This is a genomic window from Neobacillus niacini (assembly GCF_048572935.1).
GTDB classification, from domain to species: Bacteria; Bacillota; Bacilli; order Bacillales; family Cytobacillaceae; genus Neobacillus; species Neobacillus niacini.
Map to the genome: position 1 here is coordinate 1064124 of NZ_CP183883.1, position 25013 is coordinate 1089136.

The window sequence follows — 25013 nt, forward strand, 5'->3', positions numbered from 1 at the left end:
GGAGACAAATGAGTACGACGGAGGTTTATCAGCCGAAGCATCATATTCGTTTTGTAACGGCGTCTAGTTTGTTTGATGGTCACGACGCTTCGATTAATATTATGAGAAGAATTCTTCAGGCAAGCGGAGCAGAGGTTATTCATCTTGGTCATAACCGTTCGGTCGAAGCGGTGGTCAATGCTGCGATTCAAGAGGACGCACAGGGGATTGCTATTTCTTCTTATCAAGGCGGTCATGTTGAATACTTTAAGTATATGTACGATTTGCTGAAGGAAAAAGGCGCGCCGAATATCCGCATTTATGGTGGCGGCGGTGGTGTTATTATCCCGCGTGAAATTAAAGAGCTGCATGATTACGGAATTGCTTGGATCTTTTCACCTGAGGACGGCAGGACGATGGGTCTTCAAGGAATGATTAACCGAATGCTGGAAGAATGCGATTTCCCAACCGTTACCGCGGACCATGCTGAGCATATTGAAAAGCTGCCAACTGGCGATGTTAATGCAATTTCAAAATTAATTACGCTTGCTGAGCTCCATGTTGATAGCAACCGGGAAGCTGCAGCTGCTGCGGAAAGCCTGCTTGAAAAAGTAAAATCGTTAACAAAGGAAATCCCTGTTGTCGGAATCACCGGTACAGGTGGTGCTGGAAAAAGCTCGCTTACGGACGAATTAATTCGCCGTTTTATCAACGAACTGCCCGATAAAAAAGTCGCGATTCTTTCCGTAGACCCGACCAAGCAAAAAACAGGTGGTGCACTTTTAGGCGACCGGATCCGAATGAATGCCATCTTTAATCCGAATGTTTACATGCGAAGCCTGGCCACACGATCCTCAAAATCAGAATTATCGCTTGCGATTAAAGATGCAGTTGCAGTCGTCAAGGCGGCTGGCTTTGACCTCGTGATTGTGGAAACCAGTGGTATTGGCCAGGGCGATGCGGAGATTACGGAAATTTGTGATGTCTCACTCTACGTCATGACCAGTGAGTTCGGTGCGCCTTCACAGCTTGAAAAAATTGATATGATTGATTTTGCGGACTTAATTGTCATTAATAAATTTGAGCGCAAGGGCTCTGAGGATGCACGCCGTCAGGTTCAAAAGCAATACCAGCGCAGTCATATGCTATTTGAAAAAGACACAAGTGAAATGCCTGTATACGGTACGATAGCAAGTCAGTTTAATGATCAAGGCACGAATGCGCTATTTGCGGCGTTAATTGAAAAAGTAAATGAAAAAATGGGTACAAATTGGGTTACCTCTTTTACTAAATTTGCATTAGTAGAAAAGCAAAATGTAATCATCCCAACGGACCGCCGCTATTACCTCCGGGAAATATCGGAAACAGTCCGCCGCTATCACAAAAAGGCTGAAGAGCAGGCAAATATTGCCCGGAAATTATTTCAGCTCGAAGGTGCCATTGCTGCGGTCAAAGAAACAGAAGCAAATCCAGAAGTGCTTGCTTCCTTAGAAGGCATTAAGCAGGCAACAGAAGAGAAATTAACACCAGAGTCGAAAAAGATACTCGACGGCTGGGAAAAAACAAAGGCAGCTTATAAAGCGGATAAATTTGTCACAAGAATTCGTGATAAAGAAATTATCACAGTCTTAAAAACTAAGAGCCTGTCTGGCATCGATATCCCAAAGGTTGTATTACCAGGATATAAAGATTACGGCGAAATCCTCCGCTGGGTGTACCGTGAGAATGTACCAGGTTCTTATCCATTTACAGCTGGAGTGTTCCCGTTCAAACGTGAGGGGGAAGATCCGAAACGTCAATTTGCCGGCGAAGGAACGCCAGAGAGAACAAATCGACGTTTCCACTATCTTTCAAAAGATGATTCCGCTAAACGTTTAAGTACCGCATTTGACTCGGTGACATTGTATGGTGAAGACCCCGATCATCGCCCAGACATTTTTGGGAAAATTGGCGAGAGCGGCGTAAATGTTTGTACACTTGATGATATGAAAAAACTTTATGATGGTTTTGATTTGTGTCATCCATCAACATCGGTGTCGATGACGATTAATGGTCCTGCGCCGATTATTTTAGCGATGTTCATGAATACGGCAATTGATCAACAGGTGAAGAAAAAAGAGGCTGAGCTTGGCCGCGTGTTAACAGTCGAGGAATTTGCGCAAGTGAAGGCTTATACGTTAAAAACTGTCCGCGGTACGGTGCAGGCGGATATTTTAAAAGAAGACCAAGGTCAAAATACGTGTATTTTTTCAACAGAGTTTGCCTTACGGATGATGGGCGATATTCAACAATACTTCATTGACCAGCAGGTGCGTAACTATTATTCAGTTTCTATTTCTGGCTATCATATTGCCGAGGCAGGGGCAAATCCAATTTCGCAGCTGGCGTTTACGCTATCCAACGGATTTACCTATGTCGAGTACTATTTAAGCCGCGGCATGAAAATTGATGATTTTGCGCCAAACTTATCATTCTTCTTCTCGAATGGATTGGACCCGGAATATACCGTCATTGGTCGGGTGGCACGCCGTATTTGGGCAACTGTAATGCGTGACAAATATGGTGCTGCAGAACGGAGCCAAAAGCTGAAGTACCATGTTCAAACATCTGGTCGTTCGCTGCACGCACAAGAAATTGATTTTAATGATATTCGCACAACCTTGCAGGCATTGATGGCGTTACACGATAACTGTAATTCCCTTCATACCAATGCTTACGATGAGGCGATTACAACACCGACAGAAGAATCCGTTCGCCGCGCAATGGCGATTCAGATGATTATCACAAAAGAGCATGGGTTAACAAAAAATGAAAATCCACTTCAGGGTTCGTTTATTGTCGAGGAATTAACCGATCTTGTAGAAGAAGCGGTTCTTCAAGAATTTGAACGCTTAAATGACCGCGGCGGCGTTCTAGGTTCAATGGAAACTCAGTATCAACGCGGAAAGATTCAGGATGAATCCATGTACTATGAAATGAAGAAGCATACAGGCGAGCTGCCAATAATCGGCGTCAATACGTATTTAAATCCTAATCCTCCTTCAGAAGAAGACATCGACAGCATGGAGCTGGCAAGAGCGTCCTATGAGGAAAAGGAATTACAAATACAAAATTTACGTGCCTTCCAACAAGCACACGCAGCACAAACCGCCAAAGCACTAGAGCGCTTAAAAGCAGCAGCCGTAAACAACGAAAACATCTTTGCAGAACTAATGGAAACCGTACAAGTAGCCAGCCTAGGCCAAATCACAAAAGCACTATACGAAGTAGGCGGGCAATACCGAAGAAATATGTAAATAAATTACAATGGCTTAATAGGCGACAGCTTGTAAGCCATTGTTTTTTATTTATAATATGTAAAGAGTATCAATAGTATTGGCACCCTGTTGATTGGAATGGAAGGCATGAAGACTCCTGCGGGAGGACGGGGCAGGGGAGACCCCGCAGGCGCTTAAGCGCCGAGGAGGCTCCCCGGACCGCCCGCGGAAAGCGAAGTGCCTGGAATGGAAATCAACAGGCCAAGTTCAGTGAAACGAAAATATTTTTTTGACAAGTACTAATCTTGGCCACTTTTCTTATATAATAGATGAGCAAACATCAAAGGATCCCGGGGCAGGTGTTGACAATGAAGATAAACTATACGTTTTTGGTATTAATCATTTTAGCCTGGCCGTTATACTATCTCTATCAACACCAATTAGGCGCCATCTCCTTCCTAGTATTGGCTATTTTCTTCTTTTCAAAGGCAATGAAAGAGTTGAAAATGATAAAAAAAGAGGAAAACCCTGATGATCACCAGCCAAAACGGGAAAAAATCAAGTAAAACAGTAGATAGAACTAGCATAAACGGGAGAATATTGTTTATAATGAAGAATATGTCAAAAAACTAGCACCTAGGTGCTAAAATTTTTTGCCCGTTATCACTCCTACATAGAGTGTTAAATAGAGAAAGGAAGTGCCGAAATTGAGTTTACAAGGTTACTCAAAGGAGCAATTAAAAGAGTTTTCCCTCATTGAGCTAGCGTACGAATTTCTAAAAAACAGCAAACAGCCGATTTCCTTCAATGAACTAATCAAAGAAATTGCGGCAGCTACAGAGCTTTCAGAAGATGGAATTAGATCAAGAATCGCACAATTCTATACAGACATAAATATTGATGGCCGTTTTCTTTCATTAGGCGATAACCGCTGGGGTCTTCGCGTTTGGTATCCAGTAGATACAGCGGAAGAAGAAGTGGTTACAGTCATTAAGCCTAAGAAGAAAAAGGCGAAAAAGGTTGTCGATGAAGACGAACTTGAAGATTTTGATGATATCGAAGAAGATTACGATGAACTGGATGACTTTGCCGATGAAGACGATCTTCTTGATGACGAGGAGGATGATTTGCTGGATGACCTCGATGAAGTCGATGAATTAGACGACGATGATGATGATGTGATCGATGATGACGATGAATTCGACCTTGATGAAGAAGAAGACCTTGACGAGGTCCTCGATGATGAAGAGGAAGATTTAGATGAAGTAGAGGATGAAGACGACGACTTATTATAGGCTTGACTTTTTATCTCTGCACTTGTAGAATCTTTTTTGGGCTCCTTTAAAAAGGAACGGATCATAATTTGCTTATAGAGCGCTCCCTTACATTGCGTAAGCGGAGTGCTTTTTTATTTTGTCAGTCCATGATACACAGCTCTTTCGGCAATGACCGAGACTTCTTACGTATAAAAAATTTATAAAAGAAGCCTTAAACAACTGAAGATTGCACAAACTGAATTAGAGGAGGATTATTTTATGACGAAGTATATTTTTGTAACTGGCGGTGTGGTTTCATCGTTAGGAAAAGGAATTACCGCAGCCTCTTTAGGAAGGTTGCTAAAAAATCGCGGATTGAACGTAACGATTCAAAAGTTTGATCCTTATATTAATGTGGACCCAGGAACGATGAGTCCGTACCAGCATGGTGAAGTGTTCGTAACCGGTGATGGTGCCGAAACGGATTTAGACTTAGGCCACTATGAGCGTTTTATCGATATTAATTTAAATAAGTACAGCAATGTAACAACTGGGAAAATCTATTCAACCGTTTTACGCAAAGAGCGCCGCGGCGATTACTTAGGCGGTACGGTTCAAGTTATTCCCCACATTACGAATGAAATTAAAGAACGTGTTTTCCGCGCGGGCAATGAAACAAATGCAGATGTTGTAATCACTGAAATTGGCGGAACTGTAGGGGATATTGAGTCACTGCCATTCCTAGAAGCAATCCGTCAAATCAAGAGTGATATCGGAAGCTCCAATGTCATGTACATTCACTGTACGTTAATTCCGTACATTAAAGCAGCGGGTGAAATGAAGACAAAGCCGACACAACATAGTGTAAAAGAGCTTCGCAGTCTAGGTATTCAGCCAAATATCATCGTGGTACGTACAGAAATGCCTGTTTCTCAGGATATGAAGGATAAAATTGCTTTATTCTGTGATATCGATGCAAAAGCAGTCATTGAATGCCGCGATGCCGATACACTTTATTCCATTCCATTGGCTCTGCAAGAACAGCATATGGATCAAATTGTTTGTGATCATCTAAAGCTAACAACTCCAGAACCTGAGATGACAGAATGGAAAGCTTTAGTTGATAAGGTTCTGAACCTTTCAAGTAAAACGCGCATTGGTCTCGTAGGAAAATATGTTGAACTTCAAGATGCGTATATTTCTGTTGTGGAAGCGATGAAGCATGCAGGTTATGCCTTTGATGCTGATGTAGAAATTAAATGGATTAATGCGGAAGAAGTGAACGCAGAAAACGTTGCAGAACTTCTTCAAGATGTAGATGGAATCCTTGTTCCAGGAGGCTTTGGTGACCGCGGAATCGAAGGAAAAATCCAAGCAACCCGCTATGCCCGTGAATCGAAAAAGCCTTTCCTTGGCATTTGCTTAGGAATGCAGCTGGCGACGATTGAATATGCACGCCATGTTTTAGGTTATCAAGATGCTCATTCTTCAGAGTTTGTACCTGATACGAAACATCCAATTATCGATTTACTTCCTGAACAAAAGGATGTGGAAGACCTGGGTGGAACATTAAGACTTGGTCTTTATCCATGCCGTGTGGTTGAAGGAACAAAAGCATTCGCTGCCTATGAGGATGAAGTGGTGTATGAGCGTCACCGCCACCGTTATGAGTTTAACAATCATTACCGTCAAGAAATGGAAGAAGCAGGATTTGTTTTCTCTGGTACAAGCCCAGACGGCCGTCTTGTGGAGATTATTGAGCTTAAAGATCATCCATGGTTTGTTGCGTCTCAGTTCCATCCGGAATTTGTCTCAAGACCAACACGTCCACAGCCGCTTTTCCGTGACTTTATTAAAGCTTCTTTGCAAAAATAGAACAACAAAAGCCAGGCACAAGCCTGGCTTATTCATATTCTGCTAAAATTTCATCAATCGTAAATTTTAAGCCATAATATACATACAAAGCTGCCATCGAAGACGGATAGCCATACCGATTTCCAAAATCATCGGGCAGCAAACCTTTTGTCAGCTGTAAATGAATAGAAACATCAGCTAACTCTTCAAGTTTTCCGTCTTGAACCGATGTGGATACGGCTACAAACGGGATTCCTTTTTCCTGAAGCTTGCCAGCTAGTTCAATGGCTTCTTGGTCAGCAGAGGTCCGTGTAAACAAAAGTACCCGGTCGGCACTGGTTGCAGCATCCGCATTTGTTCTAGCACCTTTTAATGGTTCTGCACCCTCTAAGGCTTCAAATTCAACACCTTTCATTTCCTTGAAGCCTATCACATAAATATTCTGTCCTTGGGCGAGCAGGCGGGCACCGTCCTCAAAGGAAAACTCTTCTTTTTCTTCAATTCGTTTAAATAATCCGGTCAATTGGGTTGTAAACATTTTTAACAATTAAAGCCCCTCCTTTACAAAGTTATTATAGCTCTTTGAAAATAAAAGACAATTACCATAAAATACCTTAAACTAAATAGAGGATTTTTAGTAGAAATGTCGAAGATTATTTAGTGGAAGAAATAGGAATCGTTTATAGATAAAATTAGGGTGGAAGAGGTGGAGTTATGAAAGAGAAAATTTTAATTGTTGACGATCAATTTGGGATCCGCATTTTATTAAATGAGGTGTTCTCAAAGGAAGGGTATCAAACCTTTCAGGCAGCAAATGGAATACAGGCACTTGATATTGTTACGAAGCATGACCCAGATCTCGTCCTATTGGATATGAAAATACCGGGTATGGATGGTATTGAAATTTTAAAAAGAATGAAGGTCATTGACCCGGATATTCGCGTGATCATTATGACGGCTTACGGTGAGCTGGATATGATTCAGGAGGCAAGAGATCTTGGGGCGATCACTCATTTTGCAAAGCCTTTTGATATTGATGATATCCGTGCAGCGGTAAGAAAGCACATACCACAAAAAGCAAATTAGGCATTTTTTAATAAAGAATCATTGTCGAAAACTGGTGCCGCTTTCATTGTGAACATTAAAAAAACTCGTCTTCTTTAATGGAATTTTACGAATCTGTTTGGTATGATAACTATGAACTTTTACTGGTCCCTTTATCTTTCTCGAGTATACATAATCAGTGAAATGGTTGGAAATCCTTAATAGGAAAGCCCTAATTCGAGGAAATATACACCTATACCAAGGAGGAAATAAAATGCCTTTAGTTTCAATGAAAGAAATGCTCATCAAAGCGAAAGCGGAAGGCTACGCGGTTGGGCAATTTAACATTAATAATTTAGAATTTACCCAAGCTATTCTTCAAGCTGCTCAAGAAGAAAATTCACCAGTTATTCTTGGTGTTTCTGAAGGTGCAGGTCGTTATATCGGCGGATTCAAAACAGTAGTGAAGATGGTAGAAGGATTACTAGAAGATTACAAAATTACCGTTCCTGTTGCGATTCACCTGGATCACGGTTCAAGCTTTGAAAAGTGTAAAGAAGCAATCGATGCAGGCTTCACTTCTGTTATGATTGACGCTTCTCATCATCCTTTTGACGAAAACGTAGCAACTACTTCAAAAGTGGTTGAATACGCTCATTCAAAAGGTGTTTCTGTTGAAGCAGAATTAGGAACAGTTGGCGGACAAGAAGATGACGTTGTTGCAGAAGGCGTTATTTACGCAGATCCTGCTGAATGTAAAGAACTTGTTGAGCGTACAGGTATCGACTGTCTTGCACCAGCACTTGGTTCTGTACACGGTCCTTACAAAGGTGAGCCACAACTTGGTTATAAGGAAATGGAAGAAATCGGTAATGCAACTGGTCTTCCACTTGTTTTACATGGCGGAACTGGTATCCCAACTCACGATATTCAAAAATCAATTTCACTTGGTACAGCAAAAATTAATGTAAACACTGAAAACCAAATTGCTTCTGCAAAAGCGGTTCGTGAAACATTAGCAGCGAAGCCAAATGAATATGATCCACGTAAATACTTAGGCCCAGCTCGCGATGCCATCAAAGCAACAGTTATTGGCAAAATGCGCGAATTCGGTTCATCAAATAGAGCATAATACGAAAGCTACAGGCCTAGGCCTGCAGCTAGAAATAATTTTAATATAAGAGGACTTTGTCCTCTTGAAAACACTATTATATGTTGGTACATTGATAGTAAATTTGAAACCGCCCCTTAACCAATGGGCGGTTTCAAAACGCAATGAGAAGACTGAAAATTCACAGAATTCGTCGAACCTTTTAAGGATTGGGAAGGCTTTAACACCTAAATTTTCCATTTTCTAAAACTTTTTTTCATATTGATACATGAAAATAAAATATTGGTGTAAACTATATGATAGACAAACTGTCGGATTATGTAATTTGCTGTTGGAAATAATTACCTAAGACAAGTGGATTATCAATTTAGTTGTTTACTAAAGGTCACATTCCATCCCAATGGCATAGAAGGGAGTCGAAAATGGAAAAACTTAAAATTGCGGGCGGATATCCGCTTAAAGGAACCGTAAGAATAAGTGGTGCAAAAAACAGTGCAGTTGCGTTGATACCAGCGACCATTTTAGCAGAATCACCGGTAACAATCGAAGGGCTGCCGGATATATCTGATGTGGAGATTTTAAAGGATCTGCTTGAAGAAATTGGCGGGAATGTCGAGCTTTCAGATGATTTTGATATGACAGTTGACCCATCGTCGATGATTTCAATGCCATTGCCAAACGGGAAAGTGAAGAAGCTGCGCGCATCTTACTATCTCATGGGAGCGATGCTTGGCCGATTTAAAAAGGCCGTCATTGGTTTACCGGGTGGATGTCATCTAGGACCGCGTCCAATTGATCAGCATATTAAAGGTTTTGAAGCACTTGGTGCTCAGGTAACAAATGAACAGGGCGCTATTTATTTACGTGCGGACGAGCTTCGCGGCGCTCGTATTTATCTCGATGTTGTGAGTGTGGGTGCTACTATTAATATTATGTTAGCAGCCGTTAGAGCAAAAGGCAGGACCATAATTGAAAACGCTGCAAAAGAACCAGAAATTATTGATGTGGCAACCCTTCTTACCAATATGGGTGCGAAAATAAAAGGCGCGGGTACGGATGTTATTCGGATTGATGGAGTCGATAGTCTTCACGGCTGTCGTCATACGATTATTCCTGACCGGATTGAAGCCGGTACGTATATGATTTTAGGTGCAGCAATGGGAGAAGGCGTTTTAATTGATAATGTCATTCCGCAGCATTTAGAATCATTAATTGCTAAGCTTCGGGAAATGGGTGTAACCATCGAAACCGGCGATGATCAAGTGTTTGTCAGCAGTTCGGAAAAGTTGAAGGCTGTTGATATTAAAACACTTGTTTACCCTGGTTTTCCGACGGATCTGCAGCAGCCCTTTACGACATTGTTAACAAAAGCAACTGGATCGAGCGTGGTAACCGATACGATTTATGGTGCCCGTTTTAAACATATTGATGAATTAAGAAGAATGAATGCCAACATTAAAGTGGAAGGCCGCTCAGCGATTATTAGCGGACCTGTGAAGCTTCAGGGTGCGAAGGTGAAGGCAAGTGATTTAAGAGCAGGAGCATCGTTGTTTATTGCCGGTCTAATGGCTGAAGGGATTACCGAAGTCACAGGTCTCGACCATATTGATCGCGGTTATAGCCAGCTAGTTGAAAAACTAAATGGCTTAGGTGCAACCGTATGGCGTGAAGCTTTATCAAAAGAAGAAGCTGAGCAGCTAAAGAATACGTAAATGAGCTATACTAATCCTCTGAATATGTTATACTATTTATATTAATAGGTATAATAGATAATTTGGAGGGACCTGAGAACATGGAGAGAAGTCTATCAATGGAGCTTGTCCGCGTAACGGAAGCGGCTGCACTTGCTTCTGCACGCTGGATGGGACGCGGAAAAAAAGATGAGGCAGATGGAGCTGCAACATCAGCTATGCGCGATGTATTTGACACGATTCCCATGAAAGGAACGGTTGTCATTGGTGAAGGTGAGATGGACGAGGCTCCAATGCTATATATTGGCGAAAAGCTGGGAACGGGTTATGGACCACGAGTGGATGTAGCGGTTGATCCTCTTGAAGGCACCAATATTTTAGCAGCAGGCGGCTGGAATGCGTTAGCAGTCCTTGCGATTGCAGATAATGGCAACTTGCTTCATGCACCCGACATGTATATGGAAAAAATTGCTGTTGGTCCTGAAGCGGTAGGGCTTATTGATATCAATGCTTCTGTTCTGGATAACCTAAAAGCAGTCGCGAAAGCGAAAAACAAGGATATTGAGGATGTTGTAGCCACTGTTTTAAATCGTCCGCGCCATGAGCATATCATCGCGCAGCTTCGCGAGGCGGGCGCACGAATTAAATTGATTAATGATGGCGATGTAGCAGGTGCGATTAATACTGCTTTTGATAACACAGGCGTTGACATTTTATTCGGATCTGGAGGTGCACCAGAGGGTGTAATCTCAGCTGTTGCTCTAAAATGTCTTGGTGGTGAAATCATCGGTAAATTGCTCCCGCAAAGTGATTCTGAATTAGAGCGCTGTGTGAAAATGGGACTAGATGTTAATAAGGTGCTTCGGATGGAAGACCTTGTTAAAGGAGATGACGCCATTTTCGCAGCCACTGGAGTAACAGACGGTGAATTGCTGCGCGGTGTTCAGTTTAAGGGGTCATACGGCTCTACTCATTCAATCGTTATGCGTGCCAAATCAGGAACGGTTCGTTTTGTAGAAGGCCGTCATAGCTTGAAAAAGAAACCGAATTTAGTGATTAAATAGATATTTATAGTAAACACTTACTAAGAGACTGGGCCTAGATTCTAGTCTCTTATCTCCATATCCTTCAATTAGAAAATTTCCAGTTGATTATTATTTTAGACAAAGGGTACAATAGATAGTGTTTTATTATACAACTTATTCTGCTACTCTATTCATTTCTACTATTTCCTCAATTTTTTTAAAAGTTATTTAGAAACCCTCTATTATACGAGTAGGTACTCCGGTAACGAAAATAGAGTAAAAATTTTAAAGTGTGGTGTACTATGGAATTAACAATATCAAGTTTAGAAAACATGAAGCTGAAGGAGCTTTATGAGCTTGCACGCGAATTTAAGGTGACGTATTACAGCAAGTTATCGAAAAAAGAATTAATTTTTGCCATCTTAAAATCACGTGCGGAGCAGCAAGGTTATTTTTTCATGGAAGGCGTACTCGAAATTATCCAGTCAGAGGGATTTGGATTTTTACGCCCGATCAACTATTCTCCAAGTTCAGAAGACATTTATATCTCAGCATCACAAATCCGACGTTTTGATCTTCGGAATGGGGATAAAGTATCTGGTAAGGTTCGGCCTCCAAAAGAAAATGAACGTTATTATGGACTTTTACATGTAGAAGCAGTTAACGGTGAAGACCCAGAATCGGCAAAAGAACGCGTTCACTTCCCAGCATTAACTCCACTCTATCCAAATCGACACATGAAACTCGAAACCACTCCAAAATATATCTCTACAAGAATTATGGATGTAGTTGCTCCAGTTGGTTTTGGACAAAGGGGCTTAATTGTCGCGCCGCCAAAGGCAGGGAAAACGATGCTGTTAAAAGAAATCGCTAACAGCATTACAACCAATCATCCCGAAGTGGAATTAATCGTACTCTTAATCGATGAGCGTCCTGAAGAGGTTACCGACATCGAACGTTCGGTTGCAGGCGATGTTGTCAGCTCCACGTTTGATGAGGTTCCAGAAAACCATATCAAAGTGGCGGAGCTTGTCCTTGACCGTGCGATGCGCCTCGTTGAGCATAAACGTGATGTCGTCATTTTGATGGACAGTATCACGCGTTTAGCGCGTGCGTATAACTTAGTCATTCCGCCAAGCGGCCGTACACTTTCTGGTGGTATCGACCCAGCGGCATTCCACCGTCCAAAGCGTTTCTTCGGGGCTGCCCGAAACATTGAAGAGGGCGGAAGTTTAACGATCTTGGCAACAGCGTTAGTGGATACAGGATCACGTATGGACGATGTCATTTACGAGGAATTTAAAGGTACTGGTAATATGGAATTGCACCTTGACCGTTCTCTTGCAGAACGCCGTATATTCCCAGCACTTGATATTCGCCGTTCTGGCACAAGGAAAGAAGAACTGCTTCTTCCAAAAGATCATCTGGACAAGCTATGGGCAATCAGAAAATCCATGTCCGACTCACCGGACTTCGCCGAGCGCTTCCTGAAAAAACTAAAACAAACCAAATCCAACGAAGAATTCTTCGCACAGATTGGGGAAGAGCTAAAGGGAAGAAGATCGTAGAATATTATGCTGCGTTAAGAGGCTATACTATTGGTTTTAGAACCTGTTGATTTGTGCGGAAGGTGCGAGACTCCTGCAGGAGGACGGGACAGGGGAGACCCCGCAGGCGCTTTAGCGCCGAGGAGGCTTCCCGAACCGCCTGCGGAAAGCGAAGCACCTGGAGCACAAATCAACAGCCTTATATGAGGCAGAATAATTCTTAAATCCATAAAAACCCAACTTGCCAAAATAGGTTCACCTTGTTATAATGTGAACAGTGTGTTTTAAGTATTTGATGCTTGTTTTTTAGACAGGCATTTATATAACTCTGTTTCGAAATGATTCAGGGCGGAAGGAGATGAAAAGAATGAAAGCAGGAATTCATCCAAATTATAAAATGGTACAGGTGACTTGTGCATGCGGAAATACTTTTGAAACTGGTTCAGTGAAAAAAGAAATTCGCGTTGAAACATGTTCTGAATGTCATCCATTCTATACTGGTCGTCAAAAATTCGCTGAAGCTGGTGGACGTGTAGACCGTTTCAACAAAAAATACGGCCTTAAAGATCTTAACGCACAAGAACAATAATCGCTCACACAAAACAGGCAAGCAGAAACACTTACTTGCCTGTTTTTTAATTGCTCTTTTCTTAAACGTGTTGCTGATTGTAACAAAAACTTAGATTGTGCTGTATTTTCGCTTACAGCGTAGGTTTAAAGAGAAAAGAGCGTACAAACTAAATTCAAAGGCCCATAATAAGTATTTCCAAGTTAAAATCGGCCTTAAGATTTTAACAGCAATGGTTGAAAAGGCAGCCTTTTTAATTGAATAAAACTTGTTGAATTTTAAAAATATAGACGTAATAGGTTTCGTACATAGGAAGGAGACGCCGATTTATGTATCTAATGAAGCAACTCGGATGGGTTGAGGTTATCTGCGGCAGTATGTTTTCAGGAAAATCAGAGGAATTGATTCGCCGTGTAAGGCGGGCTCAATTTGCTAAACAAAAAATAGCTGTTTTTAAACCTAAACTAGACAATCGCTATAGCGAACAATCTGTCGTTTCTCATAATGGTAACTCTTTTCATGCGAAGCCGATTTCCCATTCGATTGAGATTTTACATCATGTAGAGGCGGATATCGACATTATCGCAATTGATGAAGTGCAATTTTTCGATGAAGGAATTGTTAGAGTGGTACAGCAGCTTGCTGACAGCGGTCACCGCGTAGTCGTAGCGGGTCTAGATATGGATTTCCGCGGCGAACCTTTCGGGCAAATGCCAGCATTAATGGCGGTTGCGGAAACGGTAACGAAGCTTCAGGCAGTCTGCAGTGTTTGTGGATCGCCATCAAGCCGGACGCAGCGTTTAATCGACGGAAGACCAGCTTCTTATCATGACCCTGTTATCTTGGTGGGTGCTTCAGAAGCGTATGAACCGCGCTGCAGGCACCATCATGAAGTACCGAAAACTGCATCCTACCGCATACAAGAACCTGTAGTGAAATAAAGTGTAAGAGACGCTGTCTTCTTACACTTTTTTATTTTGGAATAATCTTACTAGACCGTTCCTGAAACTGCTTGGGAAAGATAGTTGTAGGAGGTGTATGCTTTGAAAAAGTGGATAATTCCTTCGTTGTTTTCTGTTCTCATGCTTACGGCGTGTATGAAAGGAAACGATACTGATAATACCGCATACGATTTGCGTAAGGATACGATGAACCCGAATTATATGTCAAACCGTTCTAATAATCGGCCTGACAGCGACATGGGTCCAATGTCAGATCAAAATCCGAACTTCCTTAATTTGCGTGGGACGAGTTTGAACGACGCTTCAAATAGAAACAATACCGGCAGAGATATAGACGTTGCTAGAGATATTGTAAATGGCACTGATGATTTTAAATCTCAATCCATTTGGATTGGCAACGCAGGAGATCGAATGACCGTTACAGTTAATACAAAAGGCAATCTCAATGGCAAAAAACGAGATGTTGCGATTGCTAAGCTGCGCTCAAAACTTGAACAGGCATTGCCGCGCTACACCATTATAATAAAAGAACAATAACATGCTCTGGCTTCAGGGCGTGTTTTTTTGCTCTAATAAGGTTTACGTGCCGCCGCCAAACCCCGATACAACCCTCCAAAAATTTTTTCCGGATGAATTTGGTTTTGACGGGGGTTTTCACCTATACTATAATTAGAATGTTATGGACAAAAATAGAGGTGAATAACTGTGTTTGATCGTCTTCAATCCGTTGAAGATCGCTATGAGAGATTAAATGAGCTTTTGAGCGATCCGACCATTATTAATGATTCAAAAAAACTACGTGAATATTCAAAAGAACAATCTGATATACAAGAGACTGTGCAAACATATCGTGAATATAAAGAAGTCCGCGAACAACTTAAGGATGCTAAGGCAATGCTTGAGGAAAAGCTAGACAACGATATGCGTGAAATGGTCAAGGAAGAAGTAAATGAGCTTGAAAAGCAAATCGAGGAACTAGAAGCAAGAATGAAGTTCCTGATGATTCCGAAGGATCCAAATGATGACAAAAACGTTATCTTTGAAATCCGCGGTGCTGCAGGCGGCGAGGAAGCGGCTTTGTTTGCTGGGACGCTTTACCGTATGTACAGCCGTTTTGCGGAAGCGCAGGGATGGAAAACGGAGCTGATTGATGCCAACCCAACCGGTCTTGGCGGCTATAAAGAAATCAGCTTTATGATCAATGGACAAGGCGCCTATTCCAAATTGAAATTTGAAAATGGTGCCCACCGTGTGCAGCGTGTACCGGAAACGGAATCTGGCGGACGAATTCACACTTCAACAGCTACTGTGGTTTGCTTACCAGAAGCAGAAGATGTAGAAGTCGAAATCCATGATAAAGATATCCGTTTTGATGCCTTTGCATCAAGCGGTGCCGGCGGACAGTCCGTTAATACAACGATGTCAGCCGTTCGTTTAACGCATATTCCGACTGGAATCGTGGTTTCTATCCAGGACGAGAAATCTCAGCACAAAAACAAGGACAAAGCGATGAAGGTATTACGTGCGCGTGTTTATGACAAGTTCCAGCAGGAAGCACAGGCGGAGTATGATCAGGTTCGTAAATCTGCCGTTGGTACGGGAGACCGTTCTGAACGTATTCGTACTTACAACTTCCCGCAAAACCGTGTTACTGACCACCGTATCGGCTTAACCCTTCAGAAGCTGGATCAAATCATCGAAGGTAAGCTTGACGAAATCATCGATGCGTTAACGCTAGAAGATCAAACAAGCAAGCTTGAAAGTGGTCAAGATGAGTAAAAAAGTCTATGAAGCTCTGCAATGGGCTTCTTCTTTTTTAAAAAAAGAAAATCGCGATGAAAACGCCGGCGAGCTGCTGCTCCGTCATTTCACTAACATGTCGCGGGCACAGCTGTTTGCGAATGTCCGTGAAGACCTTCCGCAGGACCAATGGGATGTATTTGAAAAAGCGGTCCACGAGCATGTAAAGGGGACCCCGGTTCAATATATCATCGGGTTCGAGGAGTTCTATGGCCGGAAGTTTATCGTCAATGAAGAGGTTCTGATACCGCGGCCTGAAACGGAAGAGCTCGTGTACGAAGCATTGAAACGAATCAATAAGCGAGAGTTAAAGGTGGTCGACATCGGTACTGGCAGCGGTGCGATAGCGATTAGCCTAAAGCTTGAACAGCCCTCGTTAGCGGTATATGCCTCTGATATTGCGGAAGGGTCATTGAAGGTCGCACGAGAAAATGCCGGCCTTCTAGGCGCTGAGGTAGAATTTGTCCAAGGGGATTTACTGCAGCCTTTTCGCGGGCAAAAGTTTGATGTCGTCATCTCAAACCCGCCGTACATTCCGGTTAGTGATATCGAAAACATGTCTGTAGTGGTAACGGAGCATGAGCCGCATCGGGCCTTATTTGCTGGTGAGGATGGACTCGATTTTTACCGCCGCTTTATGATGGAACTGCCGGAAGTGATAGCTCCAAGTGCACTGGTTGGCTTTGAAATTGGGGCCGGTCAGGGAGAGGCGGTAGTTGACCTTTTTAAAAAGGCGTTTGTAAATGTGAAGGTAGAAGTTTTGAATGATATAAACGGCAAGGACCGGATGGTGTTTGCGGAAATTGAAGCAGAGTGATGACTCTGCTTTTTTTTGGAAAAGCTTTGTTTGAAAAATAAACGGAGAAATTCCGGCTAAATTGGAAAATGCCAATTTTTCCTTAGAAATAAAGGGAGTTTTTCCGGTTATATGATTCAAATCTTTGAATTTTGTCTTATTTAGAGCAGTTAAGCGGAATATCTCCGCTAATATCTGCTTTTTAAGCTCCTCTATATACATTAGACGGAAATTCTCCGCCTATGAATTCTCCTACACGCGATCCTGTTAACACAGCCTATTCCAAAAAAGCGATCCTTCGTAACCGAAGCATCGCATTCCACATTATTATTTTTTGTGTTGTCGTTCCTGGGCTTTTAAAGCGACTTTTTCAAGTCCCGTATGCGCAAATTCCACATCCGTTTTCGGCATAGCAGGATTATGCTGCACTTTTTTATTCTTTTGTTTAGACATGTTTTCACCACCCCTCAAAAAAATGCCAACATCTCTGTTAGTTTGCATTCTTTTTGGAAGGCTATGAAACCAAAACTTACCAACACAATGTTACGAATAATCTAAGCTATCCCCTTCCAAACTATAAGTGTAAAACAATTACACTTTAGGAGATGATACAAATGGCAAGAAGCAACAACAGCAATCAGCTTTTAGTTTCAGGAGTAGAACAGGCACTTGAACAAATGAAGTACGAAATTGCACAAGAATTTGGAGTACAGCTTGGAGCCGATACATCTTCACGCGCCAACGGATCTGTTGGGGGCGAAATCACAAAGCGTTTAGTAAGTATGGCTGAGCAGCAATTAGGCGGATCTTTCCGTTAATACAAATAATAACCCGCTCGTAGCAGCGGGTTTTATTTTTTATATCTGTGATTGAAAAGAAATCTAGTTTTTTTAAATTTACTAGTTTAAGATTCTTTGCATTTGTCCACAATGAGGATAGTGAAGGGACGGTGCGAGAATATGAACAGTAAAGTATTAGTTTGGTCTTATTTAATCATTTTATCGTTAGGAACGATATTAAACTTATATATGCCTAAAACGGAAGCGGTGGCGAAGGATTCGATTGTTATTCCAGCAGAGGCCATTCGCCTCCGGATTCTAGCGAATAGTGATAGTGCACAGGATCAAGAGATTAAACGGAAGGTCCGTGACGCAGTCAATGCACAGATTACAGTGTGGGTACAGGAACTAACATCTTTAGAAAAAGCGAAAACCGTGATTACTTCAAAGCTTCCAGAGGTTCAAGCGATAGCAGAAAAAGTCGTCAGAGAGCAAGGCTCGACTCAAAGTGTGAATGTAGAGTTTGGGAAAGTTCAGTTTCCGACTAAATTATATGGTGAGTTTTTATATCCAGCAGGAGAATACCAAGCGATTTTAATTACATTAGGTGAAGGGACAGGCGCCAATTGGTGGTGCGTCCTTTACCCGCCATTATGTTTCTTAGATTTCTCGAATGGAGTAGCGGTTCAAAGTGATGGTTTTGAAGATAAGGCGTATGCAGCTGAGAAAGAAGAACAAGCAGCAGAAGCTGCGGAAGAACTAGAGAAGGTAGAAGAGAAAGTGACGAACTCCGTCAAAAATCTAAGTGCTAAGAAAGAACAAGTTAAAGTAGAAGAGAAGGTCAAGGTAGAAGAGAGAGCTAAAGAAGAAGTGAAGGTTGAAGAGGTAAAGCAAGTTGAAGTAAAAGAGCCTGATGAGGTAAAGACGGCAGAGAAAAAACAACCACCTGTAAAAAAGAAATCAGAAAAGGTAAAAGAAGCTCCGGTTTATACTGCTGAGGACGAGGAACCGGTTAAGGTAAAATTCTTTGTGGTAGAAATGTTTGAAAGTATTTTTAAATAACGGGTAGCTGGTCAGTCCTAAAATCGGGGCTGGCTATTTTAATTTTTCATAATCTAGTTCTAACTCTCTTAAATTTTCATAGTAATAGAGTATCAAATAAAAGAGGTGATCGGAATGCAAGCAGTTATACGTTGCGCGAACAAAGAGGATCTGAACGGTTTAAGAGAGTTTTTGACGAGGGCAAACCTTGGATGTGAGGGATTAACGGAAGAAACGGTTGAGTTCTTTTTATTGCTAGAGGATGAGGACGGGCAAATTTTGGGTACACTTGGAATGGAAGTATTTGCGGAGTGTGGATTATTGCGATCGTTAGTCGTATCAAAGGGACAAGCAGAAAAGGATATTGTTCTGCTGATTACACAGATGATGCAATTAGCGAAGGAAAAAGGTTTGAGAGACTTGTTTTTGGCGACAAATAAAGGTGTGGCATTGCCGTTTTTTGAGCTGCTTGGTTTTGAGAAGGTGGCGCGGGACCAATTACCTGTGGAAATGGGTAGCTTAGAACATATTCGACATGTATTTAATGTGGATAACTCGTTATTTTTGAAATTTTCGCTATAATTGTGGATTAATCCACAAAGTTATCCACTTTTTCCAATTAGTTATGCACAAATTGTGGATAAAGGGTTGTGTTTATCCCCACCTTCTACTATACTTTCAAATGGAATATGAGACAAAGAGCCTAAATTCGGCAAATTTCGATAGCATTTGCACTTTTGATAAAGGTGGATAACAATGGACACAAAAGTTTGGAAAGTGGATAAATATGTGGATAACCTTGAAAATAATCCACAGGTTGTGGATGCTGCTCAATTTTTACTAGAAAATGAAGTGGTGGCCCTTCCTACGGAGACGGTTTATGGCTTAGGGGGAAATGCTGAAAACGATGTGGCGGTGGAAAAAATCTTTGCTGCAAAAGGCAGACCAAGCGATAATCCACTGATTATCCACATTGCGGATAAACAGCAACTTAATGCGTTTGTATCAGAGATCCCGAAAAAAGCTGAAATCTTAATGGAGAGGTTCTGGCCTGGCCCCTTGACAATTATTTTTAAAAAGAAAGACGGCGCTCTTTCGGAGAAAGCAACGGCGGGCTTGGACACAGTCGGAGTTAGAATGCCGGATCATCCAGTGGCATTAGCACTATTGAAAAAATGTCAGCTGCCAATTGCAGCTCCTAGTGCGAATAGCTCTGGGAAGCCGAGTCCAACAAATGCCCAACATGTCATTGAGGATTTGAATGGAAAAATTGCGGGTGTTCTTGACGGAGGTTCGACAGGGGTTGGCGTAGAATCAACGGTTTTAGACTGTACGGAGGACATTCCCGTCATTTTAAGACCGGGCGGGGTGACGAAGGAGCAGCTTGAAGCTGTTGTGGGTGAGGTTTATCTTGACGCCGCCTTAGTGAATGAGGAATCTAAGCCGAAAGCACCTGGCATGAAGTATCAGCATTATGCACCGAACGCACCGCTTTATTTAGTCAATGGAAGCCAGTCTTTTCTGCAGGGTTTAATAGAAGAAAAGCAGAAGGAAGGGCTGCGTGTCGGAGTGCTGGCAACTGAGGAAAGTGTGGAGTCCTATCATAGTGACATTGCAATCGCTTGTGGGAAAAGAAGCCAGCTTGAAACTGTCGCTGCTGCGCTTTACGAGACATTACGAAACTTTAACCAAGAAAAAGTGGATATCATCTTTAGTGAAATGTTTCCGAATACCGGTGTAGGTCATGCCATTATGAATCGACTGCAAAAGGCCGCTGGGAATAAAATCATTCATGAATAGGCACAGGTTCTCCTAGAAGGAGGCCTGTTTTTTTTCTTCTAAAACCTTTTGGACGTGCATATGTTAAATCAGGGCAAGTCCGAGGGGGTAGAGATTGTGTATGGGATGATTGGGGAACTTGTGACGCTGTTACTAATGGCGTTTGCATTAGGAATGGATGCCTTTTCTGTTGGTCTCGGAATGGGTATGTTCAAGTTAAGACTGCGGCAAATTTTTAAAATTGGGATTACGATTGGGTTATTCCATGTGTGGATGCCGCTTGTAGGTATGCTGGCAGGGAAATTTTTATCCGATAAATTTGGAACCTTTGCATCGATTGTCGGCGGGTTGCTGCTAATTGTGCTAGGGGTGCAAATGATATGGTCAAGCCTTAGGAAAGGTGAAGAGTCAGTGATGACACCGGTCGGATTCGGGTTATTGATCTTCGCCACGAGTGTGAGCCTTGATAGTTTTTCGCTCGGGCTTACGTTAGGGATATATGGAGCAAAAACCGTTTTGGTGATTATTTGCTTTGGCGTTGTGGCAACGATATTAACATGGGCGGGCTTGCTCCTTGGAAGAAAGGCACAAGGCTGGATTGGCTCCTATAGTGAAGCGCTCGGCGGAAGTATCCTGCTCGCATTTGGCATCAAATTACTATATCCTTTTTTATAAAACCTTTCCATAAAACAGTGAAAGGTTTTTTCATTGGTTATGGAGAAATGATAGTATAGATACATAAATGAAAAGGAGGGCATGCCGCATGAAGCGCATTTTGTTTGTTTGTACAGGTAATACTTGCAGGAGCCCTATGGCCGAAGCAATTTTAAAAAGTAAAAAGATTAACGGACTAGAAGTGAAGTCCGCGGGAATTTATGCTGCAACGGGCAGTGAGGCATCTGCTCATGCCAAAAAAGTCCTAGAAGCTAATCATATCGAACATAATCATTTATCCAATATGCTAACTTTAGAATCTGTTCATTGGGCGGACTGGGTCTTAACCATGACAGGGTCCCACAAGAATGCGATTCTACAACAATATCCCGAAACAGCGGGTAAGGTTTTCACCCTCAAGGAGTTTACGGGTGAGAAATACGATGTTGACGTAGTGGATCCGTTTGGCGGAAGTGTAGCTATCTACGAGGAGACCTATCAGGAGCTCGAAAAATTAATAACGAAAGCAATCGAAAAATTGTAAAGCTCTCAGTGTTGAGGGCTTTATATTTTTTTATGGGTATGTCAATATTAAGGAAGGATTAATAGGGAGGTTTTAAATATGAAAGTAGCATTAGCGTCAGATCATGGCGGGGTTAATATTCGCAAGGAAATTGCTAGTTTAATGGATGAGCTTGGGATTAAGTACAAAGACTTCGGCTGTGAGTGTGAAGGGTCTGTAGACTATCCAGATTATGCATTACCTGTAGCTGAAAAGGTAGCAAGCGGTGAGTTTGATAGAGGGATTTTAATTTGTGGCACAGGAATTGGGATGAGTATTGCTGCAAATAAGGTGAAGGGAATCCGTTGTGCGCTTGTGCACGATACATTTAGTGCAAAGGCAACACGCGCCCACAATGATACCAATATGCTTACAATGGGGGAGCGTGTCATTGGCCCTGGTCTTGCACGTGATATTGCAAAAATTTGGCTGACAGAAGAATTTGAGGGCGGCCGCCATGCCACCCGCGTTGGAAAAATCAGCGAATATGAGCAGAAGTAGGTTGAGACGATGATTCAAGTATGGGAAAAAGAACTTGAAACCATTCTGATTGAATTTCAAAACCAGGCATCCTTAAAGCCGGGGCAGCTGTTTGTAGTTGGCTGCAGTACAAGTGAGGTAATCGGCGAGAAAATCGGAACAGCTGGTACAAGTGAAGTGGCTGAGATGATTTTCCGTCAATTAAGTGGATTTGCGAGGGATTCAGGAGTTGCTTTGGCATTTCAATGCTGTGAGCACTTAAATCGAGCATTGGTCATCGAACGTTCGGAAGCGGTTAAACGGGGGTTAGAAGAAGTATCGGTTGTTCCGGTAAGAACTGCTGGCGGGGCAATGGCAACCTATGCATTTGAAAAATTTTCGGATGGCGTTGTCGTTGAATTTTTAAAAGCAGACGCGGGCATCGATATTGGCCAGACCTTCATTGGCATGCACTTGAAACATGTTGCTGTACCTATAAGGGTAACGCAGAAAAAAGTAGGACATGCACATGTAACATTAGCGAAAACACGGCCGAAATTAATTGGCGGAGCAAGAGCTGTGTATGAAAAAACGCCGGGGAACTCCAGCTGTAGCTGAATTAAATATACGAACGTTTAGTTATATTTTTAATATAACGTTCGTGTGTAGATTGTTTTCTTTATCATTTTAATAGTGTAAAATAAAAAAAGTGGGGATTTTACGAATCCCCATTTCTCTTTTAGGGAGAAACGTGCTATTATATAGAGGGAATTTTCAAAAAGTTAAATCAGGTTCATACATACAGGGGGGATTACCATGAAGCATTTGTCTAATCAGGACAAGCAGGTATTTGAAGCGATTCAACAGGAATTAGGACGCCAGCGCGGAAAAATCGAATTAATTGCCTCAGAAAACTTTGTAAGTGAAGCGGTAATGGAAGCACAGGGCTCAGTGTTAACCAACAAATATGCAGAAGGCTATCCAGGCCGCCGTTATTATGGCGGTTGTGAATACGTGGACGTTGTCGAAGATCTTGCGCGCAATCGTGCGAAAGAGATCTTTGGTGCTGAATATGTAAACGTACAGCCACACTCTGGCGCACAGGCAAACATGGCCGTTTACTTTACGGTCCTTGAACAAGGCGACACAGTGCTTGGTATGAACCTTTCACACGGCGGTCACTTAACACACGGAAGCCCAGTAAACTTTAGTGGTGTTCAATATAATTTTGTTGAATATGGTGTTGATGAAACGACTCATCGCATTAATTATGATGATGTTCTAGCGAAAGCACGTGAGCACAAGCCTAAGATGATTGTTGCTGGTGCGAGTGCATACCCACGTGAAATCGATTTTGCTAAGTTCCGTGAAATCGCAGATGAAGTTGGCGCTTATTTAATGGTCGATATGGCTCATATTGCCGGTCTAGTGGCTGCTGGACTTCATCAAAATCCAGTTCCATATTCTGATTTTGTAACGACTACTACACACAAAACACTACGCGGACCTCGCGGCGGAATGATTCTTTGTAAAGAAGAGTGGGGCAAAAAGATTGATAAATCGATCTTCCCTGGAATTCAAGGCGGTCCATTAATGCATGTAATCTCTGCAAAAGCGGTAGCATTTGGAGAAGTTCTTCAAGATAGCTTTAAAGAGTATGCAGGTCAGATTATTGCGAATGCACAGCGTTTAGCGGAAGGCTTACAAAAAGAAGGAATCAGACTTGTTTCAGGCGGTACAGACAACCACTTGCTGCTTTTAGATATGCAGACTCTTGGGTTAACGGGTAAGGTTGCTGAAAAGGTTCTTGATGAAGTCGGAATCACTGTTAATAAAAATACAATTCCATTTGACCCGCAAAGCCCATTTGTAACAAGCGGTATCCGTATTGGTACAGCTGCTGTTACGAGCCGTGGCTTCGGTTTAGAAGAAATGGATGAAATCGCATCAATTATTGCATTTACCTTGAAAAATCATGAAGACGAAGCGAAGCTTAAAGAGGCAGCTGCTCGTGTTGAAGCTTTAACAGGTAAATTCACGCTTTATCCTGAATATTAAACATCTGTGAAATCGACTCGAAAAGGGTCGATTTCTTTTTGGTCTCTAGTTGCTACTTGCATCGTTTTTCTGTAAAATGAGACGGAGTTAAATTTTAATAAAGGGGCGATCATTGTGGCAAAGGTATACGTCTTCGACCATCCACTTATTCAGCACAAACTTACATACATTCGTGATAAACATACAGGAACAAAAGAATTCCGTGAATTAGTAGACGAAGTCGCAACACTCATGGCATTTGAAATCACAAGAGATATGTCGCTTGAAGATATCGAAATTGAAACGCCAGTCTGCCCAGCTAAATCAAAGGTATTATCTGGTAAGAAAATCGGGATTGTACCGATTTTACGCGCAGGGATTGGTATGGTTGATGGAATCCTGAAATTGATTCCGGCTGCAAAAGTAGGACATGTCGGATTATACCGCGACCCGGAAACATTAATGCCAGTCGAATACTACATCAAGCTGCCAAGTGATGTGGAAGAGCGTGAATTCATCGTGGTTGACCCAATGCTCGCAACAGGCGGTTCAGCGAACGTGGCCATCGATAGTTTGAAAAAGCGCGGTGCGAAAAATATTAAATTTATGTGCTTGATTGCGGCACCAGAAGGCGTAGAAGCTGTTAAGGCTGCACACCCAGATGTGGATATTTACATTGCTGCGTTAGATGAGAAATTGAATGACCATGGCTACATCGTACCAGGTCTTGGGGATGCTGGGGATCGATTGTTTGGGACGAAATAGGAGTTATTTGAGGCTGAGTAGACTGGATGTCTGCTCAGTTTTTTTGT

Annotated in this window: 26 protein-coding genes; 24 read left to right on the forward strand and 2 right to left on the reverse strand. The window is 42.2% G+C overall.

All coding sequences use genetic code 11. From position 1 onward, the window contains the following. Positions 1 to 8 precede the first annotated feature (8 nt). The 4 genes from icmF (at position 9) to ACN6MT_RS05070 (ending at position 6367) form a co-directional block, all read left to right on the forward strand. Positions 9 to 3275 (forward strand): fused isobutyryl-CoA mutase/GTPase IcmF, encoded by a 3267-nt coding sequence (gene icmF, locus ACN6MT_RS05055; protein ID WP_419954977.1) that lies wholly within the window; start codon positions 9 to 11, stop codon positions 3273 to 3275. 329 nt (positions 3276 to 3604) lie between these two features. After that, entirely contained in the window at positions 3605 to 3802 is a 198-nt protein-coding gene (locus tag ACN6MT_RS05060) for a hypothetical protein (RefSeq protein ID WP_063254570.1), read from the forward strand. Positions 3803 to 3943: 141 nt separating this feature from the next. Then, positions 3944 to 4531, forward strand: coding sequence for a DNA-directed RNA polymerase subunit delta (gene rpoE / locus ACN6MT_RS05065; RefSeq protein WP_419954978.1), 588 nt, complete (start codon positions 3944 to 3946; stop codon positions 4529 to 4531). Between the two features lie 240 nt (positions 4532 to 4771). Next, a complete protein-coding gene (locus tag ACN6MT_RS05070) occupies positions 4772 to 6367 on the forward strand; it encodes a CTP synthase (RefSeq protein ID WP_419954979.1) in 1596 nt (531 codons plus the stop codon). A 28-nt stretch (positions 6368 to 6395) separates the two neighbouring features. Here the strand turns inward: ACN6MT_RS05070 and ACN6MT_RS05075 are convergent, their stop codons facing one another. Then, positions 6396 to 6893 carry a DUF2529 domain-containing protein gene (locus ACN6MT_RS05075; protein WP_419954980.1) on the reverse strand — a complete coding sequence of 166 codons (498 nt, stop codon included), beginning with the start codon at positions 6891 to 6893 and terminating at the stop codon, positions 6396 to 6398. A 167-nt stretch (positions 6894 to 7060) separates the two neighbouring features. On the opposite strand from ACN6MT_RS05075, the gene ACN6MT_RS05080 reads away from it, so the two are divergent. From ACN6MT_RS05080 to prmC, 10 genes are all read left to right on the forward strand, one after another. After that, complete coding sequence (locus ACN6MT_RS05080; RefSeq protein WP_063254574.1) at positions 7061 to 7432, forward strand: response regulator; 372 nt, start codon at positions 7061 to 7063, stop codon at positions 7430 to 7432. A 232-nt stretch (positions 7433 to 7664) separates the two neighbouring features. Next, the gene (locus tag ACN6MT_RS05085; protein ID WP_419954981.1) at positions 7665 to 8522 is read left to right on the forward strand and encodes a class II fructose-bisphosphate aldolase; all 858 of its coding nucleotides are present in this window, start codon (positions 7665 to 7667) and stop codon (positions 8520 to 8522) included. A gap of 401 nt (positions 8523 to 8923) precedes the next feature. Continuing rightward, entirely contained in the window at positions 8924 to 10213 is a 1290-nt protein-coding gene (locus ACN6MT_RS05090; RefSeq protein ID WP_419954982.1) for a UDP-N-acetylglucosamine 1-carboxyvinyltransferase, read from the forward strand. 80 nt (positions 10214 to 10293) lie between these two features. Further along, positions 10294 to 11256 carry a class II fructose-bisphosphatase gene (glpX, locus tag ACN6MT_RS05095; RefSeq protein WP_419954983.1) on the forward strand — a complete coding sequence of 321 codons (963 nt, stop codon included), beginning with the start codon at positions 10294 to 10296 and terminating at the stop codon, positions 11254 to 11256. 263 nt (positions 11257 to 11519) lie between these two features. Beyond that, the gene (gene rho, locus ACN6MT_RS05100; RefSeq protein WP_063254578.1) at positions 11520 to 12785 is read left to right on the forward strand and encodes a transcription termination factor Rho; all 1266 of its coding nucleotides are present in this window, start codon (positions 11520 to 11522) and stop codon (positions 12783 to 12785) included. A 346-nt stretch (positions 12786 to 13131) separates the two neighbouring features. Next, positions 13132 to 13353, forward strand: coding sequence for a 50S ribosomal protein L31 (gene rpmE / locus ACN6MT_RS05105; protein ID WP_419954984.1), 222 nt, complete (start codon positions 13132 to 13134; stop codon positions 13351 to 13353). 308 nt (positions 13354 to 13661) lie between these two features. After that, positions 13662 to 14273, forward strand: a complete 612-nt coding sequence (locus ACN6MT_RS05110; protein ID WP_063254580.1) for a thymidine kinase — start codon at positions 13662 to 13664, stop codon at positions 14271 to 14273. A 102-nt stretch (positions 14274 to 14375) separates the two neighbouring features. Beyond that, positions 14376 to 14831, forward strand: coding sequence for a hypothetical protein (locus ACN6MT_RS05115; protein ID WP_419954985.1), 456 nt, complete (start codon positions 14376 to 14378; stop codon positions 14829 to 14831). Positions 14832 to 14999: 168 nt separating this feature from the next. Next, on the forward strand, positions 15000 to 16073 hold the full coding sequence (gene prfA / locus ACN6MT_RS05120; protein WP_063254582.1) for a peptide chain release factor 1: 1074 nt from the start codon (positions 15000 to 15002) through the stop codon (positions 16071 to 16073). Then, positions 16066 to 16911, forward strand: a complete 846-nt coding sequence (gene prmC, locus ACN6MT_RS05125) for a peptide chain release factor N(5)-glutamine methyltransferase (protein WP_419954986.1) — start codon at positions 16066 to 16068, stop codon at positions 16909 to 16911. The genes prfA and prmC overlap by 8 nt, the downstream gene beginning before the upstream one ends. 306 nt (positions 16912 to 17217) lie before the next feature. On the opposite strand, the gene ACN6MT_RS05130 is transcribed toward prmC, so the two are convergent. Further along, positions 17218 to 17343: a hypothetical protein gene (locus ACN6MT_RS05130; RefSeq protein ID WP_268875102.1), complete on the reverse strand. Its 126-nt coding sequence runs from the start codon at positions 17341 to 17343 to the stop codon at positions 17218 to 17220. Between the two features lie 161 nt (positions 17344 to 17504). Here ACN6MT_RS05130 and ACN6MT_RS05135 point away from each other — a divergent pair, with 161 nt between their 5' ends. From ACN6MT_RS05135 to upp, 10 genes are all read left to right on the forward strand, one after another. Then, a complete protein-coding gene (locus tag ACN6MT_RS05135) occupies positions 17505 to 17708 on the forward strand; it encodes an alpha/beta-type small acid-soluble spore protein (protein ID WP_063254584.1) in 204 nt (67 codons plus the stop codon). A gap of 141 nt (positions 17709 to 17849) precedes the next feature. Then, positions 17850 to 18731, forward strand: a complete 882-nt coding sequence (gene spoIIR / locus ACN6MT_RS05140) for a stage II sporulation protein R (protein WP_419954987.1) — start codon at positions 17850 to 17852, stop codon at positions 18729 to 18731. A gap of 114 nt (positions 18732 to 18845) precedes the next feature. After that, positions 18846 to 19292 (forward strand): GNAT family N-acetyltransferase, encoded by a 447-nt coding sequence (locus ACN6MT_RS05145; RefSeq protein ID WP_419954988.1) that lies wholly within the window; start codon positions 18846 to 18848, stop codon positions 19290 to 19292. A gap of 174 nt (positions 19293 to 19466) precedes the next feature. Beyond that, on the forward strand, positions 19467 to 20510 hold the full coding sequence (locus ACN6MT_RS05150; RefSeq protein ID WP_419954989.1) for an L-threonylcarbamoyladenylate synthase: 1044 nt from the start codon (positions 19467 to 19469) through the stop codon (positions 20508 to 20510). A 96-nt stretch (positions 20511 to 20606) separates the two neighbouring features. Further along, the gene (locus tag ACN6MT_RS05155; RefSeq protein ID WP_419954990.1) at positions 20607 to 21164 is read left to right on the forward strand and encodes a manganese efflux pump MntP family protein; all 558 of its coding nucleotides are present in this window, start codon (positions 20607 to 20609) and stop codon (positions 21162 to 21164) included. Between the two features lie 88 nt (positions 21165 to 21252). After that, on the forward strand, positions 21253 to 21687 hold the full coding sequence (locus ACN6MT_RS05160; RefSeq protein ID WP_419954991.1) for a low molecular weight protein arginine phosphatase: 435 nt from the start codon (positions 21253 to 21255) through the stop codon (positions 21685 to 21687). Between the two features lie 78 nt (positions 21688 to 21765). Then, positions 21766 to 22206 (forward strand): ribose 5-phosphate isomerase B, encoded by a 441-nt coding sequence (rpiB, locus tag ACN6MT_RS05165; protein ID WP_419954992.1) that lies wholly within the window; start codon positions 21766 to 21768, stop codon positions 22204 to 22206. A 9-nt stretch (positions 22207 to 22215) separates the two neighbouring features. Further along, entirely contained in the window at positions 22216 to 22782 is a 567-nt protein-coding gene (locus ACN6MT_RS05170) for a TIGR01440 family protein (RefSeq protein ID WP_419954993.1), read from the forward strand. A gap of 198 nt (positions 22783 to 22980) precedes the next feature. Then, positions 22981 to 24222: a serine hydroxymethyltransferase gene (gene glyA, locus ACN6MT_RS05175; protein ID WP_419954994.1), complete on the forward strand. Its 1242-nt coding sequence runs from the start codon at positions 22981 to 22983 to the stop codon at positions 24220 to 24222. 114 nt (positions 24223 to 24336) lie between these two features. Then, the gene (gene upp, locus ACN6MT_RS05180; protein WP_063254591.1) at positions 24337 to 24966 is read left to right on the forward strand and encodes a uracil phosphoribosyltransferase; all 630 of its coding nucleotides are present in this window, start codon (positions 24337 to 24339) and stop codon (positions 24964 to 24966) included. The last annotated feature ends 47 nt before the right edge of the window (positions 24967 to 25013 follow it).

Excerpts from the sequence above, each read along its gene's own strand:
- rpiB (WP_419954992.1), top strand. The coding sequence starts at position 21,766 with ATGAAAGTAGCATTAGCGTCAGATCATGGCGGGGTTAATATTCGCAAG.
- ACN6MT_RS05160 (WP_419954991.1), top strand. The coding sequence starts at position 21,253 with ATGAAGCGCATTTTGTTTGTTTGTACAGGTAATACTTGCAGGAGCCCT.
- ACN6MT_RS05060 (WP_063254570.1), top strand. The coding sequence starts at position 3,605 with ATGAAGATAAACTATACGTTTTTGGTATTAATCATTTTAGCCTGGCCG.
- icmF (WP_419954977.1), top strand. The coding sequence starts at position 9 with ATGAGTACGACGGAGGTTTATCAGCCGAAGCATCATATTCGTTTTGTA.
- rpmE (WP_419954984.1), top strand. The coding sequence starts at position 13,132 with ATGAAAGCAGGAATTCATCCAAATTATAAAATGGTACAGGTGACTTGT.
- ACN6MT_RS05130 (WP_268875102.1), bottom strand. The coding sequence starts at position 17,343 with ATGTCTAAACAAAAGAATAAAAAAGTGCAGCATAATCCTGCTATGCCG.
- ACN6MT_RS05135 (WP_063254584.1), top strand. The coding sequence starts at position 17,505 with ATGGCAAGAAGCAACAACAGCAATCAGCTTTTAGTTTCAGGAGTAGAA.
- glyA (WP_419954994.1), top strand. The coding sequence starts at position 22,981 with ATGAAGCATTTGTCTAATCAGGACAAGCAGGTATTTGAAGCGATTCAA.
- prmC (WP_419954986.1), top strand. The coding sequence starts at position 16,066 with ATGAGTAAAAAAGTCTATGAAGCTCTGCAATGGGCTTCTTCTTTTTTA.
- ACN6MT_RS05170 (WP_419954993.1), top strand. The coding sequence starts at position 22,216 with ATGATTCAAGTATGGGAAAAAGAACTTGAAACCATTCTGATTGAATTT.
- rho (WP_063254578.1), top strand. The coding sequence starts at position 11,520 with ATGGAATTAACAATATCAAGTTTAGAAAACATGAAGCTGAAGGAGCTT.
- ACN6MT_RS05110 (WP_063254580.1), top strand. The coding sequence starts at position 13,662 with ATGTATCTAATGAAGCAACTCGGATGGGTTGAGGTTATCTGCGGCAGT.
- ACN6MT_RS05145 (WP_419954988.1), top strand. The coding sequence starts at position 18,846 with ATGCAAGCAGTTATACGTTGCGCGAACAAAGAGGATCTGAACGGTTTA.
- ACN6MT_RS05150 (WP_419954989.1), top strand. The coding sequence starts at position 19,467 with ATGGACACAAAAGTTTGGAAAGTGGATAAATATGTGGATAACCTTGAA.
- ACN6MT_RS05090 (WP_419954982.1), top strand. The coding sequence starts at position 8,924 with ATGGAAAAACTTAAAATTGCGGGCGGATATCCGCTTAAAGGAACCGTA.
- spoIIR (WP_419954987.1), top strand. The coding sequence starts at position 17,850 with ATGAACAGTAAAGTATTAGTTTGGTCTTATTTAATCATTTTATCGTTA.
- ACN6MT_RS05070 (WP_419954979.1), top strand. The coding sequence starts at position 4,772 with ATGACGAAGTATATTTTTGTAACTGGCGGTGTGGTTTCATCGTTAGGA.
- ACN6MT_RS05080 (WP_063254574.1), top strand. The coding sequence starts at position 7,061 with ATGAAAGAGAAAATTTTAATTGTTGACGATCAATTTGGGATCCGCATT.
- ACN6MT_RS05085 (WP_419954981.1), top strand. The coding sequence starts at position 7,665 with ATGCCTTTAGTTTCAATGAAAGAAATGCTCATCAAAGCGAAAGCGGAA.
- glpX (WP_419954983.1), top strand. The coding sequence starts at position 10,294 with ATGGAGAGAAGTCTATCAATGGAGCTTGTCCGCGTAACGGAAGCGGCT.